The organism is Amycolatopsis sp. NPDC114478, from assembly GCF_055633805.1.
On sequence record NZ_JBVKDO010000001.1, the window covers coordinates 161,292 to 176,638 of the forward strand.

General features: G+C 74.1%; 14 protein-coding genes and 1 pseudogene. 11 read left to right on the forward strand and 4 right to left on the reverse strand.

What is annotated here, in order from left to right; translation table 11 throughout:
- Positions 1 to 3: 3 nt before the first annotated feature.
- The gene (locus ACZ7OH_RS00785; RefSeq protein ID WP_470278955.1) at positions 4 to 804 is read right to left on the reverse strand and encodes an alpha/beta hydrolase; all 801 of its coding nucleotides are present in this window, start codon (positions 802 to 804) and stop codon (positions 4 to 6) included.
- Positions 805 to 942: 138 nt separating this feature from the next.
- Between ACZ7OH_RS00785 and ACZ7OH_RS00790 the strand changes: the two genes are divergently transcribed.
- Positions 943 to 1,896 (forward strand): LysR family transcriptional regulator, encoded by a 954-nt coding sequence (locus ACZ7OH_RS00790; RefSeq protein ID WP_470278956.1) that lies wholly within the window; start codon positions 943 to 945, stop codon positions 1,894 to 1,896.
- Positions 1,897 to 2,002: 106 nt separating this feature from the next.
- A complete protein-coding gene (locus ACZ7OH_RS00795; protein ID WP_470278957.1) occupies positions 2,003 to 2,668 on the forward strand; it encodes a DUF4097 family beta strand repeat-containing protein in 666 nt (221 codons plus the stop codon).
- Here the strand turns inward: ACZ7OH_RS00795 and ACZ7OH_RS00800 are convergent, their stop codons facing one another.
- A complete protein-coding gene (locus ACZ7OH_RS00800; RefSeq protein WP_470278958.1) occupies positions 2,669 to 5,308 on the reverse strand; it encodes a CHAT domain-containing protein in 2,640 nt (879 codons plus the stop codon). It lies immediately after the preceding gene.
- Between the two features lie 101 nt (positions 5,309 to 5,409).
- On the opposite strand from ACZ7OH_RS00800, the gene ACZ7OH_RS00805 reads away from it, so the two are divergent.
- From ACZ7OH_RS00805 to ACZ7OH_RS00830, 6 genes and pseudogenes are all read left to right on the forward strand, one after another.
- A complete protein-coding gene (locus tag ACZ7OH_RS00805) occupies positions 5,410 to 6,603 on the forward strand; it encodes a S8 family peptidase (RefSeq protein WP_470278959.1) in 1,194 nt (397 codons plus the stop codon).
- Between the two features lie 17 nt (positions 6,604 to 6,620).
- Entirely contained in the window at positions 6,621 to 7,379 is a 759-nt protein-coding gene (locus ACZ7OH_RS00810; protein ID WP_470278960.1) for an IclR family transcriptional regulator, read from the forward strand.
- 85 nt (positions 7,380 to 7,464) lie between these two features.
- Complete coding sequence (locus ACZ7OH_RS00815; protein ID WP_470278961.1) at positions 7,465 to 8,496, forward strand: Rieske 2Fe-2S domain-containing protein; 1,032 nt, start codon at positions 7,465 to 7,467, stop codon at positions 8,494 to 8,496.
- Positions 8,493 to 8,657 carry a hypothetical protein gene (locus ACZ7OH_RS00820; RefSeq protein ID WP_329056117.1) on the forward strand — a complete coding sequence of 55 codons (165 nt, stop codon included), beginning with the start codon at positions 8,493 to 8,495 and terminating at the stop codon, positions 8,655 to 8,657. The genes ACZ7OH_RS00815 and ACZ7OH_RS00820 overlap by 4 nt, the downstream gene beginning before the upstream one ends.
- Positions 8,654 to 9,583, forward strand: a complete 930-nt coding sequence (locus ACZ7OH_RS00825; protein WP_470278962.1) for a PDR/VanB family oxidoreductase — start codon at positions 8,654 to 8,656, stop codon at positions 9,581 to 9,583. The genes ACZ7OH_RS00820 and ACZ7OH_RS00825 overlap by 4 nt, the downstream gene beginning before the upstream one ends.
- 6 nt (positions 9,584 to 9,589) lie before the next feature.
- Positions 9,590 to 9,835: pseudogene (locus tag ACZ7OH_RS00830) on the forward strand (cupin domain-containing protein); the annotation flags it as partial.
- 326 nt (positions 9,836 to 10,161) lie between these two features.
- On the opposite strand, the gene ACZ7OH_RS00835 reads toward ACZ7OH_RS00830, so the two are convergent.
- Positions 10,162 to 11,124, reverse strand: coding sequence for a zinc-binding dehydrogenase (locus tag ACZ7OH_RS00835; protein WP_470278963.1), 963 nt, complete (start codon positions 11,122 to 11,124; stop codon positions 10,162 to 10,164).
- Positions 11,125 to 11,278: 154 nt separating this feature from the next.
- Here ACZ7OH_RS00835 and ACZ7OH_RS00840 point away from each other — a divergent pair, with 154 nt between their 5' ends.
- The 3 genes from ACZ7OH_RS00840 to ACZ7OH_RS00850 all read left to right on the forward strand — a co-directional run bounded on the left by ACZ7OH_RS00840 (position 11,279) and on the right by ACZ7OH_RS00850 (position 14,388).
- A complete protein-coding gene (locus tag ACZ7OH_RS00840; RefSeq protein WP_470278964.1) occupies positions 11,279 to 12,403 on the forward strand; it encodes a serine hydrolase domain-containing protein in 1,125 nt (374 codons plus the stop codon).
- 41 nt (positions 12,404 to 12,444) lie between these two features.
- Positions 12,445 to 12,603: a hypothetical protein gene (locus ACZ7OH_RS00845; protein WP_400908760.1), complete on the forward strand. Its 159-nt coding sequence runs from the start codon at positions 12,445 to 12,447 to the stop codon at positions 12,601 to 12,603.
- 111 nt (positions 12,604 to 12,714) lie between these two features.
- Entirely contained in the window at positions 12,715 to 14,388 is a 1,674-nt protein-coding gene (locus tag ACZ7OH_RS00850) for an alpha/beta fold hydrolase (RefSeq protein WP_470278965.1), read from the forward strand.
- Here ACZ7OH_RS00850 and ACZ7OH_RS00855 read toward each other — a convergent pair.
- Positions 14,385 to 15,278 carry an SDR family oxidoreductase gene (locus tag ACZ7OH_RS00855; RefSeq protein WP_470278966.1) on the reverse strand — a complete coding sequence of 298 codons (894 nt, stop codon included), beginning with the start codon at positions 15,276 to 15,278 and terminating at the stop codon, positions 14,385 to 14,387. The two genes, ACZ7OH_RS00850 and ACZ7OH_RS00855, sit on opposite strands and share 4 nt — an antisense overlap.
- Between the last annotated feature and the right edge of the window lie 69 nt (positions 15,279 to 15,347).

Genomic DNA, 15,347 nt, shown 5'->3' on the forward strand with positions numbered 1-15,347 from the left:
GCCCTAGACCCCGTGCTCGCGCAGCCAGCCGAGCACGGCGTCGGCGACGTCGCGCCAGCCGCTGTCGATGGTCAGCGAGTGGCCGCGGCCCTCGAACTGCTTCAGCTCGGTGACGGCGGTGGAGTCCCGGTACTGCTTGAGCGTCGAGCGGGTGACCACGTCCGGGACGGTGTGGTCGGCGGTGCCGGAGACCAGCAGCAGCGGGCCGCGGTCGGAGCGGTGGGTGTCGACCTTCGCCTGGGAGTGCAGGACGAAGTTGGCGGCCGCGGCCTGGAACAGCGGCCGGGCCGGCGACGGGATCGTCCAGCGCCCGAAGAGCTCGGCCGACTCCTCGTCGCTCAGCGCGTTGCCGAAGCCGAACCGGAACTCCTTCTCCGTCAGCGAAACGGCCCGGTGCAGGTTGGCGGGGTTGCCCAGCGCGGGCAGGCCGGCCCGCAGCTGCGCCAGCGGGAGCGGCAGGACGCCCTTGATCTGCGCGGGGTCGATCGCGACGCCGGCGAGCCCGATGCCCTGGCCGAGCAGCTTTTCGGTGATCAGGCCGCCGAACGAGTGGCCGATGATGACCGGCGGCCGGTCCAGCCCCGCGATGATCGACGCGTAGTGGTTCGTGGCGTCGTCGATGCCGATGTCCGCGACGGCGTCCGGGTTCGCCCGCGCCTCTTCGACGGTGGCGGGTTCGTTCGGCCAGCCGGGCGCGACGGGCGCGTACCCGGCGGTCCGGAAGTGGTCGATCCAGGGGTCCCACGACGTGGCGTGCAGCCACAGACCGTGGATGAACACGACCGGGGTGCCGGTGTCTGCCATCGCGTCCTCCGCTTCGAGCCGGTTCTCCTGCCGCCAGCCAACCGGTCCACGGCCCCGGCGTCCAGGACCTGGTGCGTGCGCATCGATAGCCGGAATGGCATCGTTGGCGCTCTGCTCCCCTCGCGCGGGAAGGCCCGGATGGACCTCGATCTCAGGCTGGTGCGGTACTTCGTCACGGTCGCCGACGAGCTCCACTTCGGACGGGCGGCCGCCAAGCTGTTCATCAGCCAGCCGGCGCTGTCCAAGCAGATCCGCCGGCTCGAAGCCGACGTCGGCGCGCCGCTGCTGGCGCGCGACAGCCGCCACGTGACGCTGACCCCGCGCGGCGAGCGGTTCCTGCAGCACGCGCGGCAGCTGCTGGCCACCGCCGAGCAGATGCTGCGCGAACCCGCGCCGAACCGCCTGCGCGTCGCGCACATCTTCGAGCTGGACACCAGCCGGGTCGTCACCGACGCGTTCGCCGCCGCCCACCCCGGCGTCCAGGTGGTCCAGAGCCAGATGGACAGCGCCCGCCAGCTCACCGCGCTGCTCGACGACCACCTCGACGTCGCCGTCCTCCGCGTCACCGCCGCGCTGACGGCCGAGCACCCGGCGGGCTGGCGCCACGAGCGGCTGCGGCTCGAACCGTTCTGGCTGATCGGACGCCCCGGCGACCCGCGGCGGGCGGCCGCGTCGCTGCACGAGCGTCCCCTCGAGGTCTTCGCCGACGGCCCCGGCACAGCGCTCTACAACGTGCACGGCCGGTACCTGACGTCGCTGGAGCAGCAGACCGGCCTGGACCTGCGCTGGCTGGGCAACCCCGGCACGTTCGAGCACTGCCACGCCGCGCTCGCCCGGGCCGCCGAAAGCGCGTTCCTGCTGGAGTTCGACAGCTACGCCCGCCGGTACGCCGACCGCGGCGTGCCGGTGCACCGGCCCCGGGAGCTGCAGCCGGTCTACCCGTGGTCGCTGGCGTGGCGGGACGGCGACCCGCCGGAGACCGTCCGGGAGTACCTCCGGATCGCCCGCGAAACCGCGGGCCGGCACCGGTGGCTGCACCCCGAGCGGGCCGAAGCCGCGCCGCTGTGGGCGCCGCCGGAAGACCTCGCCTGACGCGTGTCAGCCGGCGTGTCAGGCCGGTGGCCGCCGGGTGTCAGGACGCCCGGACATCGTGGTTCCCGTCCCCACCGACGGGGACACCGACTCCCAGGAGACCACGATGCCGAACTTCACCACCCCCGCCCCGATCACCGCCGTGCTGGACCTGTCCGCCGGGCGCGTCCACCTCGCCGCCGGCGACCGCGCCGACACCACCGTCGAGGTCCGGCCCGCCGACCCGGCCAAGAACCGCGACGTCGAGGCGGCCGAGCAGACCACCGTCACCTACGCCGACGGCGTCCTGACCGTGCGGGCCCCGCAGGGCAAGAACCAGTACTTCGGCCCGACCGGCGCGATCGAGGTCACCGTCGGGCTGCCGGCCGGCTCCGACGTCCGGGCCACGACCGCCGCGGCGGAGCTGCAGGGCACCGGCCGCCTCGGCGACGTCGCCTTCGAGGGCGCCTACCGCAGCATCCGGCTCGACGAGGCGGCCGGCGTCCGGCTCACCGCGACCGACGGCGACGTCGAGGTCGGCCGCCTGGCCGGCCCGGCGCGGATCAGCACCGCGCGGGGCGACATCCGCATCGCCGAAGCGGTGCGCGGCGACGTCGTGCTGGACACCCAGCAGGGCTCGATCACGGTCGGCGCGGCGCCCGGTGTCTCGGCTTCCCTCGACGCGGGCACGTCCTACGGCCGCGTCGACAACGCCCTGAAGAACACGGGGACGCCCGAGCTGGCCATCCGCGCCACCACGTCGTACGGCGACATCGTGGCGCGGAGCAAGTGACTAGCGGGACCCGGCACCGATGCAGACGAACCCGGCGGACGCGGCCAGCGCGCCGGGACCGTCGGCCGCCACCTTCTGCTGCGCGGACGCGAGCGCGGCCGCCGGCGCCTCGCCCGCCGCGAGGCGCCGGTGGACCTCGGTCATCAGCGACGTCGTGGCCAGGTCGGGCACCGGCACGACCGAGGCGACGAGCTGCGCGGTGCCGCGTTCGATGAAGGTGGCGCTCAGGCCGAGCAGCTCGTTGCCCGGGCAGACCACCGACCGGCCGACGTCGCACGCGGCGAGCAGCACGGTCTCCGGCACGCGGGGCAGCCGCCGCACGTCGTGGACCAGCAGCGGGCCGTCGTGCAGGCGCAACGCCGAGAACAGCGGGTTGTCCACCGCCAGCCGCCCGTGCGCGGCGAGGTGCACGGTGCCCGCCGTGGTGAGCGCCGCGAGCACGGCCTCGACCGTCGCGGCGTCGTCCACCAATGCGGTTTCCCGGTGGATTTCCGCGACGGCCAGCGCTTCCTCGCGGGCACCCGGGAGTCCCGGGCCGCCGGCCACGGCGACCCCGCGCACCGGACCCGGCGGCCGGGTCGCCGCCGCGTGCCAGAGCGTCGCCGACGGCGAGACGGCCACCGGGCGGCCCGCGCACGACGGCAGCACCGCCCACGGCACGTTGTGCAGGATCCCGGTCGGCACCACGACCAGCGGGCGGTCCCCGAGCTCGGCCAGCGGGCCGAGCACCACGGCGTCGAGACGCGCGCCCGCGCCGTGCAGGAACTGCTCGACCGGCATCCGCGACCGGCGGAGCAGTTCCTGCGCGGCGAGCTTGCGCAGCGCGAAGGGGATCCGGTCCAGCAGCCCGGCCACCTCGGCCACCGGACCGAGGGTGTGCAGCCGCAGCCGGCCCTCGACCAGGGACAGCCCCAAGACCGTCCCGTCGACTTCGACGAACTCCAGCAGGGCGCGCTCGCCGAGGGCGCCGGCGAGGTCGTCGACGGGCACCGGGCCCGCCGCGGTGTCCCCGCCCGCCGCGGGCAGCAGCCGGCTGCGGTCGCGGATCCGCCGTTCGAGCTCGACCTGCCGGTGCAGCAGCCGGCCGGTGGGCGCGCCCGCGGCCCGGGCTTCCTCGAGCGCCCCGGCGGTGGCCCGCAGCCGGGGCAGGAGCGCGGCCAGCTCGGGATCGTCCGGCGGCCGCGCGGAGCGGTGCAGCAACCGGCTCGCCCGGCCGCGCTCCGCCCACTCGAAGACCCCGCGCACCCGGCCCTCCTCCAGCGCGACGCGGAGCCCGAGGCCGGCGAGGTCCGCGCGGTGCGACGCCGAGTACGCCCGCAGGTCGCCCGCGCCGAGCGCGGCGTGGTGCTCGTCGAGGATCCGCAGTCCGGTCCGCGCGGCGGTGAGCGCGCCGCGGGGGTTCTCCCGGCGGCGGCGCACGGCCTCGGCGTACCAGCCCCGCGCCCGCAGGGTCGCCGGTCCCGCTCCCCGCCGGGCCCGGGCCGCGACGGTGAGGTGCTCCGCGGCCACGGCCGTCCGCCCGCGGGCCTCGGCGAGCCGGGCCGCGTCCAGGTGAGCCTGCACCGCCGCCAGCGGCCGGCCGTTCGAGTCCACTGTGGACACCATGGCCTCGACGACGGCGCCGCTGACCCGGACGCGTTCCCCGGCGCCCAGGCGGGCACGCAGTTCCGCCGAGCGCGCGAGCGCGGCCCACTGCGCCCGCCCCTGCGTGGTGAACGTGCGCAACGCCGTGCGGGCCTGCGCCGCGGCCGTCGCCCAGTCTTCGTCCAGCAACGCGATCTGGGCCAGCTGCAACCGCATCTCGGGGACCTTCAGCCGCCGGTTCTCGGCGGCGAACACCCGCACCGCGCGCTCGGCGGTCCGGCGCGCCTCGGTGACGAGCCCGACCGACAGCAGCAGCTCCGCGCGGTCCTGCAGCACCGGCGCGAGCTGGCCGCCGTGCGCGCCGATGATCTCCTCGGCCCGGTCGAGGCAGGCGAGCGCGGCCGGGACGTCGCCGCGCTGGCTCTCCACGAAGCCCAGGTTCTCCGCGATGATCCCGACGACGAGGTCGCGGCCGAGCTCCCGCGCGAGGACGTCGGCCTCGGCCAGGTCGCGGACCGCGGCGTCGAACTCGTAGCGCTCGGCGTGCAGGATCCCGCGGTTCATCAGGGCGCGCTGCAGCCCGAGCCGGTCGTCGCCGCGGCGCAGCTCCCGGACCGCGGCCTGGAAGTCCACGGCGGCCTCGTCGAGCCGGCCCACGTGGTAGCGGATCACCGCGCGCTGGGCGAGGACCTTGCCGCTCGCGATCCCGTCCAGTTCGCGCACGGCGACGTCGATCTCGCGCAAGGCGGCCCGCGAGCTGCCCCGCTGCACCAGCGCGAAGGCGAGTTTCATCCGGCTTTCCCCGGCCAGCGCGCGCTGCCCGGCGCGTTCGCCGTGCCGCACCGAGCGACGCAGGTGCCGCACGGCCTCCCCGACCTCGCTGCACTGCAGGAGCGCGTGGCCCCAGGCTTGTTCGGCGAGCGCGGCGGCGTGCGGATCCCGCTCGCGCAGCGCCCGCCGGACGGCCCCGGCCGCGGCCGGGACTGCCCTTCCGGGCTGCAGATCGGCCAGACGTACGGCCGCCCGGGCCTCGGCGAGGGCTGAGTCCGCCACCATGGCTTTCAGCATTCCCGGCGGCGCGGCCCACCGCCACCACGTGTCACGACGGCGACCGCGGGCGTCTGAAGAGGTGCCACCACATCGAGGAGGGGATCGCGGTGTCCGAAAACGGCCCTTACCAGCCCGACGCTGCCGAACACGTGGAACCCGGCGAGCTGATCGTCGACTCCCGCGAGAGCGGACTCGTGACGGACGCGCTCCGGAAACTGGGTGTCGTCGTCACCGACGAAGACGACGTCGAGCCCTTCGACCTGACGAAGCTGAAGCTGGAGTACGAGCCGGACCTCGGCTTCGAGATGGCCGTCGACCCGGTGCTGGCCGAACTGCGCCGCCGGTTCGCCGCGCGGTGCGGCGGCTGGGTCCCGTTGCTCGGCAAGAACCGGACGCTGAGCAACCAGTTCGGGGCCTACCCGCAGACCCGGTCGCAGACCGACTTCGACCCCTCGCCCGCGGAGCGCCCCGAGGCCCCGGGCGCCGGCCCGGCGGCCGGCCACGGTGTCCGGGTCGGGATCCTCGACACCAAGCTCTACCGGCACCCCGATCTCGAGGGCCGCTACGAGACACCGGCCGCCGGCACCCTGTTCGACGCTCCGGGCCCGGACGGGGAAACTCCCTGGGAGAACGGGCACGCCACGTTCGTGGCGGGCATGATCCTGGCCCAGGCCCCGGCGGCGACCCTGGTGGTGCGGGACGTCCTGAACGCGGAAGGCCGGGCCTCGGTGTGGGCCACCGTCAAGAAGCTGGCCGAGTTCCTCGAGGACGGCATCGACGTCCTCAACCTGGCGATGGGCACGCGGGCGGCGCAGGACGAGGACGGGCGCTGCCCGGCGGCCGTGCAGCGGGCGATCGAGCGGCTGAGCCCGCACATGGTGGTCGTCGCGGCGGCGGGCAACCACGGCGAGATCCCCGGACTCCGCAACGGGCTCACGCGGACCGCGCCGACCTGGCCGGCGGCGCTCACCGGTGTCGTCGCGGTCGGGGCCACCCAGGCGAACGGCACGCGGGCGCCGTACAGCCCCGACCTGCCGTGGGTCACCTGCACCGCCCTCGGGGACGGGCTCACCAGCACCTACCTGCCCGGCAACGTCCGGCTGCGCAACGGGCAGGTGCTGGAGTTCCACGGCTACGCCACCTGGAAGGGAACCTCCTTCGCCACCGCCACGGTCAGCGGGGCCATCGCCGCCCGCACCAAGCCCGGCGAGGTGACCGCCACCGGGGCTTTCCACGAGGCGCTGGCCGCGGGAACCGTCGTCAAGCCGTACCAGTGGCGGGACGAAGCCCTGTTCACCTGAAGCTATGCTCGGTGGTCATGCCGCGTCGAGGTCGGGTTCCGGGAGCCACCGGGCCTGTGCTCGGGCGGGCGCTGCGGGTGCTCGCGGCCTTCACCCCCGACCGGCCCGCCCTGCGCCTGTCCGAGGTCGCGCGGCGGGCCGGGCTGCCCGCCGCCACCGCGCACCGCGTCCTCGGGGAGTTCTGCGAATGGGGGGCGCTCGAGCGGGACGAATCGGGCGTCTACCGCGTCGGGCTGCGCCTGTGGGAGCTGGGCGCGCTCGCGCCGCGGGGGCTCGGGCTGCGCGAACGCGCCCTGCCGTTCCTCGAAGACCTCTCCCAGATCACCCGCGAGAACGTCCAGCTCGCCGTCCGCGAAGGCACCGAGGTCGTCTACATCGAACGGATCGCCGGGACCGGGGCCGTGCCCGTGCTGACGCGCGTCGGCGGGCGGTTCGCGCTCACCGCGACCGGGGTCGGGCTCGTGCTGCTCGCCCACGCGCCCGCCGACGTGCAGGAGGACGTCCTGCACCGCCCGATCGAGCGGTACACCCCGGAGACCGTCACCGATCCGGACCGGCTGCGGCACCTGCTGGCCGACGTGCGCACGCACGGTTTCTCCATCAGCGACCGCCAGGTCACCAGCGACGCGCTGTCGGTCGGCGCGCCGATCCAGGACGGACGGGGCCAGGTCGTCGCGGCCGTGTCGCTCGTCGTCCGGTACGGCAGCGCCGCCCCGCACACGCTGGCGCCGCTGGTGATGACCAGCGCCCGCGCGATCTCCCGCGCACTCGGCTGAGCCTTTTCCGTCTTATGGAAACGCCCTTCGTGGGCCCCGGGCCGTTCCCGCACGCTGTGAACCCCGCCACGAAAGGACGAAACCGATGAGCGCGATCCCCCGCGACCAGTGGTACGTCGCCGCCTACGGCAGCGAAATCGGCCAGGACCTGTTCAGCCGTACCGTCTGCGGCGAGCCGATCCTGTTCTGGCGGACCCGCGACGGCGCCGTCACCGCGATGGCCGACCGCTGCGTGCACCGGCGGTTCCCGTTGTCGCAGGCCCCTTCCCGGCTCGTCGACGACCAGGTCGTCTGCGGCTACCACGGTTTCACCTACGGCGCCGACGGCAAGTGCGTGGCCGTCCCCGGCCAGGCGCGGGTGCCGCGGACCGCGCGGCTGCGGCACTACCCCTTGGTGGAGCAGGATTCCTTCGTCTGGGTGTTCATCGGCGACCCGGAAAAGGCGGACACGGCGAAGATCCCGCGGGCGCCCTACCTCGACGCCCCCGGCTACACGACGGTCGCCGGCATGGAACCGCTGAAGGCGCGGTTCTCGCTGCTGGTCGACAACCTGCTGGACCTGTCGCACGAGACCTACCTGCACGGCGGCTACATCGGGACCCCGGAGGTCGCGGAGACGCCGATCACGACCGAGGTCGACGACGAGGCCGGCGTCGTCTACGTCTCCCGGCACATGGCCGACGCCGCGTGCCCGCCGTTCTACGCCAAGTCGACCGGGCTGCAGGGCCGGATCACGCGCTGGCAGGACATCGAGTACACCCCGCCGTGCCTCTACAAGCTGCACAGCCGGATCGCGCCGGTCGGGTCCGTGCCGAACCCCGACGGCAGCGACCCGGACGCCTTCCACGTCGAGGTCGTCTACGCGATCACGCCCGAGACCGAGCACTCGACGCACGACTTCTGGGCGGTGGCCCGGGACTTCGCCCTCGACGACGACGGCGTGTCGGCGTTCCTCGCGGAGAACAACCGCACGGTGGTCCTGCAGGACGTCGAAGCGCTCGACGTCCTGGAGCGGGTGATCGCCGCCGAACCGGACGGCTACCAGGAGCTGTCGGTCAACATCGACACCGGCGGCCTCGCGGCGCGACGGATGCTGCAGCGGCTGGTCACGTCGTGACGCGGCCGATGCTCACCGGCGACCGCGTCTACCGCATCCACTGGGTCCTGGGCACCGACCGGCTGCGCGCGGTCTGCCACTGCTCGGCCGAGCGCGAGTTCGACGACCCGGTGCAGCTCTGGGAATGGCTCCTCGCGCACCCCGAAGGACACGACGCATGACCCTCGAACTGGTGTTGTCCCACAAGGAAAAGATCGCCGACGGGGTCGTCCGCCTGACGCTCCGGGCGCCCGGCGGCGAGCCGCTGCCGGCCTGGGAACCGGGGGCGCACGTCGATCTCCTGCTCCCGGGCGGCGTCCGGCAGTACTCGCTGTGCGGACGGCCGGAGGACACGCCGGCGTACCAGGTCGCGGTCCTGCGGGAGCCCGACGGCCGCGGCGGCTCGGCGTACGTGCACGACGAACTCGTTGCCGGGCAACGGGTTTCCGTCGAGGGTCCGCGCAACCACTTCGCGCTCGTCGACGCCAAGCGCTACCTGTTCCTCGCGGGCGGCATCGGCATCACGCCGATCCTGCCGATGCTCGAGCGGGTCGCCGGGACGGGCCGCGAGTGGCAGCTCGTCTACGGCGGCCGCACGCGTTCGTCGATGGCCTTCACCGGCGAGCTGAGCCGGCACGAGGGCCGTGTGACGCTCCGGCCGCAGGACGAGCACGGGCTGCTCGACCTGCCGGGCCTGCTGGCCGAGCCCCAGCCGGACACGGCGGTGTACTGCTGCGGGCCGGAACCGCTGCTGGCCGCCGTGGAAGCGCACTGCGCGGGGTGGCCCGAGGACGCGCTGCACGTCGAGCGGTTCACCCCGAAGGCCGACGACGGCGCGCGCACGGCGTTCGAGGTCGAGCTGGCCGGGTCCGGCCGGGTGCTGGCGGTCCCCGCGGACCGGTCGATCCTGGAGGTCGTCGAGGAGTCGGGCGCGATGGTGCTGTCGTCGTGCCGGGAAGGCACGTGCGGCACCTGCGAGACGGGCGTCCTCGGCGGCGAGCCCGACCACCGCGACTCGGTGCTGACGGCGGCGGAACAGCGGGCCGGGGACGTCATGATGATCTGCGTCTCGCGATCCTGTTCCCCCCGCCTGGTGCTCGACCTCTGAGAGGAGGCCGGCAAGACGGTGGGTTCGCAGAAGGTCCGGATGGGCGAGACGCACGTCGCGCCGGTCACGAACTCGGGCGACCACCACCACGGCGAAGCCGAGACGGCGATCTACGTCAAGTCCGGCCACCCGGTGTTCGTCTTCGCCGACGGCGACGAAGAGGCGGTGGTGATCATCGCGCGCAGCAGCCAGGAGGGCATCGTGGTCGACCTCCCGAGCCTGTGGGCCCCGGTCGAGGTCCCCGGCGGCTAGGGCGTATCCTGTAAGTGATCCAGCTGCGGTTCGGTTGGATCGCGGACGTGGTTGGCCGCGGTGAGTTGACGGGATCACCGTCAGGTGCCGATGCGGTTCCTGCTCACGCCGGGCTAGGCGGGACACAACCCGCAAGTGGTTCCGCTGCTGGACGGCGTCAGCGTCGGCCGTCTCGGGCCAGGACCCGCCGGGCAGCCAAGGGCTCCCGCGGCGGGCGACCCACCGACCTTCGATCCCACGGTCTACCGGCAGCGCAGCGTGGTCGAACGCTGCTTCGACCGGCTCAAACAGTTCCGTGACCTGGCCACCCGCTTACCGGACAGCGGCTAGGGCACCACGACCAGCTTCCCGCTCGCCTGGTCGTCTTCCATGTACCGGTGGGCCTCGACGATCTCCTCCAGCCCGAAGACGCGGTCGACGTTCGGCCGGTAGACCCCCGCCTCCACTTCGCCCACGATCCGCTGCAGCACGTCCGCGCGGCCCTTCATGTCGTCGCTGTGGAAGGCCGTCAGGCGGGTGCCGGACGGGATCATCGCCACCGGCTGGAAGTCCGCGATCGACCAGCCGCTCAGGGAGCCCGCCACGCAGACCACGCCGCCGCGGCGGACCAGCTTCAGCGAGTCCACCGCCGTGCGGGCGCCGACCAGGTCCAGCACGTGGTCGGGGCCGTCGGGCCACGGCAGCGCCAGCGGGCCGCCGTCGTCGATGAGGACGTGGGCGACGCCGGCCGCGGTCAGCGCGGCCGCCTTGTCCGGGCGCCGGGTCGTCGCCGCGATCTCGGCGCCGTGGCCCGCCGCGATCGACGCCGCCGCCAGCCCGACCGACGACGTCCCGCCGCGGATCAGCAGCCGCGTCCGGCCGATGCCCAGCGCGTCCAAGGCGCCCTGGGCGGTCAGGTACGTCTCGGGCAGCGCGGCCAGGACGTCCCACGGCAACGCCGTCGTGAGCGGCATCAGCAAAGCGTTGGGCAGCAACGCGTATTCCGCGTAACCGCCGTCGAACTCCCGCCCCATCCCGCCCATCACGGCCGCGACGGTCGTGCCCTCCGGCAGCGCCGGATCGGTCGACTCGGCCACGACACCCACGCATTCGATCCCGAGCACGCGCGGGAACCGTACGTTCGGCGAATGCCCCTGCCGGGTCCGCAGCTCCGACCGGTTCAGGCCCGCGCCCAGCACCCGGACGAGGCTCCAGCCGTCCCGCACCGCCGGCACCGGTACCTCGCGGATCTCCAGCACCTCCGGGCCACCGGCTCCGACGCAGACCGCCGCGCGCATAGTCGTGCTCACGGGCGCGACCGTGCCACGGCCAAGATCCGTTCGGCAACGCCTTTTTCCGCGCGGTAGCGCCAGCGCTACCCCCGATCCGGTAGCCCGCGCTACTGATCTTCGCGCCCGGTTCGAGCAGCATTTCCGCTATCGATCCGGACATGGAGGAGAAACGATGCGCAAGGGTGTGGCGATCTTGACCGTGGCGGGCCTGCTGGGCACCGTCACCACGGCGGCAGCCGCCGCGGACACGAAGTCTCCGGTGCAGGACAGCCTCAACGCACTGGTGAGCCAGGAGAAGTTCCCCGCCGCCCTGGCCTGGGTGGGCGACCGCGGCGGTTCGACGTCGCTGGTCGCCGGGTCCGCCCGGCTGGACCGGCGGGTGCCCGTGCCGCGCGACGGCCGGGTCCGGGCGGGCAGCAACACGAAGACGTTCACCGCGGTCGTCGTCCTGCAGCTGGTGGCCGAAGGCCAGGTCGAGCTGGACGCGCCGATCGAGAAGTACCTGCCCGGGCTGGTGCGCGGCGAGGGCATCGACGGCCACGCCATCACCGTCCGGCAGCTGCTGCAGCACACCAGCGGGCTGCCGAACTACACCGCCTACATCGGCGTCGAGAACTTCGAAGACGTGCAGCACAAGTTCTTCCAGCCCCACGACCTGCTCGCCGCGGCGCTGGCCCACCCGGCGGAGTTCGCGCCCGGCACGAAGTGGGAGTACAGCAACACCAACTACCTGCTGGCCGGCCTGCTGATCGAGCGCGTGACCGGGCGACCGGTGCAGGAGCAGATCACCCACCGCGTGATCGAGAAGGCGGGCCTGCGCGACACGTACTGGCCGCAGCCCGGCGACCAGACGATCCAGGGGCCGCACCCGCACGGCTACGCGCTGGCGAACAGCACGGGCACGAAGGTCGTCGACGCGACCGAGATGGACCCGTCGTGGGGCGGGGCGGCCGGCCAGCTGATCTCGGCGCCGAGCGACCTCGCGCGGGTCGACCGGGCGCTGCTCGAGGGCAAGCTGCTGCCGCCCGCGCAGCTCACCGAGATGCGCAAGACGGTCGACGCGCCGCTGTTCCCGGGCTGGCGGTACGGCCTCGGCCTCTTCCGCGTCCCGCTCAGCTGCGGCGGTGTCTACTGGGGCCACGGCGGCGACATCGACGGCTACGAGACCCGCGGCGGCGCCACCGAGGACGGCCGGTCGGTCGGCCTGGCCGTGACCGCGCTGCCGGGCACCTTCGGCGACCCCGAGAAGGCGGCGAAGGCCGTCCTGTCCGCAGTGGACACCGCGTTCTGCTCGTGACGGGGTCGCTTGGCCCGGCGGTTCCCGGGTAACCGGGTCCCATGACCGAAGCCGAGAACGGACCCATCACGCCCGACGCGCCGCGCCCGCCCGGGACGCCCGAGCTCGACCTCGACGTCCCCGTCCCGGAGACCGATCGCGACGAGCCCGAGCACCAGGACGTCGACGAGGACGCCGCGGAGCCCGAGCCGCCGAGCTGATCACCGGATAGAGGGAATCCGCGGTGCCGTCGGTGGTCTCCGGGCTGCCCGCGCCCGTCCCGCCGTGCTTGGGTGTTCCCGGGTTACCGGGAGCGAGGAAGGAAAGCTGCGGTGCGGACGTCCAAAGCGGGGCTGGCGGTCGCCGTCTCGATCCTGGTGGCGGCGACGGCGCCGGCCGCGGCGACGACGCCCGATCCGCTCGCGCCCTACCTGACGCAGAAGGTCGACTGGGGCAGCTGCCCGTTCAAGGCCGGCAAGGCCCGGTGCGCGCGGATCACCGTGCCGCGGGACTGGTCCGCGCCGTCGCCCGGGACCGACCTGAAGGTGTCGGTCAGCCGCGCCGCCGCGACCGGCGAGCGGCGCGGCGCGATCCTGGTCAACCCGGGCGGCCCCGGCGGCCAGGGCACCTCGCTCGCCGGCGCGCTGGCCGGCCTGGAACCGGCGGTCAACGAGCACTACGACTTCGTCGGCATGGACCCGCGCGGCACCGGCCAGGAGGGCGGCGACGACGCGGGGTTCGTCTGCCGGGTGCCGACCGGGCGGCTGCCCGCCGAGGACGACCTCGACGCGCGCGACCGCTCGGCCGCCAGCATCGCGGCCCACCAGCGGACGCCGCGCGCGGTGGCCGAGGCCTGCCAGAGCGACGCGCTCGCGCCGTTCGTCACGACGTGGCAGACCACGCACGACATGAACCTGATCCGCGCGCTGCTCGGCCACGAGAAGCTGAACTACCTCGGCTACTCCTACGGCACGTGGCTCGGCGCGAAGTACGCGTCACTGTTCCCGGAGCACGCCGGCCGGGTCGTGCTCGACTCCAGCGTCAACTTCGAGGGCCGGCTGCAGGCCGCGTTCGAGGCGTTCCCGAAGATCGACCAGCGCCAGTTCGACCGCGTCTACGCGCCGTGGCTGGCCCGGCGGTTCCCGGACCAGCTCGGCAAGTCCGTCGCCGAGGTCGAGAAGACCTGGGAGCGGGTGCGCGGCTACTTCCGCGACCAGGGCGTCTCCCCGGACATCTTCGACCACGTCTTCGTCGGCAACGGCAGCACCAAGCAGTGGCTGGTCGGCGCGCTGGTCCTGACCAAGGGCGTGGCGGCCCTGGACGGCACCGACCCGGCCCCGCCGGCCGCGCTGGCCGCAGACCTCGACCGCGTCTCCCGCGCGGAGTTCGGCGTGCCGGCGGCCCGGCTGACGGCGGCGGACGTGGCGCCGCCCGAGCCCGACTACGCGGACGTGGGCGGCACCCGCCTGGCCGTGGCGTGCGGCGACCAGCCGACCCGCGCGGCGACCTGGTACAAGCTGCTGAGCGACCTGCAGGGCCCGGCGTACCCGTTGTTCGGCTGGGCGTACGGGCTGAGCGAGCCGTGCGGGTACTGGTCCGACCTCCCCCGCCACCAGCTGCCGACGCTACCGGCGGAGGCGGCGAAGAACGTGCTGGTGGTGCAGGGCGAGTTCGACCCGCAGACGGGCTACGAGCAGGCCGAGGCCGCGGCCCGGGCGGCCGGCGTCCCGATGGTGTCGGTGGCGGATTCGCCGTTCCACGGCCAGTACGCGGTCAGCGGCAACTCCTGTGTGGACGCTCTGGTGAGCGGCTGGTTCCTGGGCGCCCCCCGCCCGGCGGCGACGATCTGCCCGGGGGTGCCGCTGCCGGGCGAGAAGAAGGTCTACCCGGTGACGGGCCCGGCGGGCGAGGCGACCGAGCCACCGGAGCCGGCCCCCCGGGACGCGCTTTCGCCCACGCGGCAGCAGCTCCAGGACCGGATCAGCGCCGTCAACCGCGGGGCCTAGCCCGAGTACGCGCCCGTGTCGAGGTCCTCGATCAGCGTGGGCCCGTCCGGCACCCAGCCCAGCAGTTCCTGCGTCGCCGCGCTCGTCGCCGCCAGGTCCATCGCGAAGAACCCGCCGATCCAGCCGTAGTGCGCCGCCACGTCGTCCGGGGCCACCGAGGCCACCGGCAGGTCGAACGCCCGGCCGATCGCCTCCGCGATCTCCTTCGTCGGCACGCCCTCCTCGGCCACCGCGTGCAGCCGCGTCCCCGCGGGGGCCTTCTCCAGACCGAGCACGACCATGCGTGCCGCGTCCTTCACGTGGACCGCGGCCCAGCGGTTCGTGCCGTCGCCCGGGTAGGCCGACACGCCCTTCTCGCGGGCGATCGCCGACAGGATCGCGATGAACCCGTGGTCGCCGGTGCCGTGCACCGTCGGGGAGAACCGCAGGCTCACCGGCCGCACCCCACGGTCGGCGTACTCCAGCGCCAGGTTCTCCGCGCCGCCGCGCGGGGAGTCCGGGCCGTGGAACGGGGACGCGTCGGCCTCGGTCACCGGGTGGCCCTGCCGGATGCCGGCGACCCCGGACGCCAGCAGCAGCGGACGGCCGCTGCCGGAAAGCGCGTCGCCGAGGGTCTCGACGGCGGCGCGCTCGGCCGCGTTCGACACCGCGGGGTTGGCGAAGTCGTGCTTGTTCGCCAGGTGGATGACGGCGTCGGCCGCCTCGGCGCCGGCGCGGATGCCGGCCAGGTCGTCGAGGTCGCCGCGGCGAACGTCGACGCCCTTCGCTTCGAGCTTCGCGGCGGACGCGGCCGAGCGGGCCAGCCCGCTGACCTCGTGGCCGGTGGCGAGCAGCTCGTCGACGACGGCGGAACCGATCCAGCCGGAGGCTCCGGTGACGAAAACGCGCATGGCGTGAACTCCTTCGAGAGAGGGTGACAATGTCAGTCGCTGACATCGCCACCCTACGCCTCCATGTCA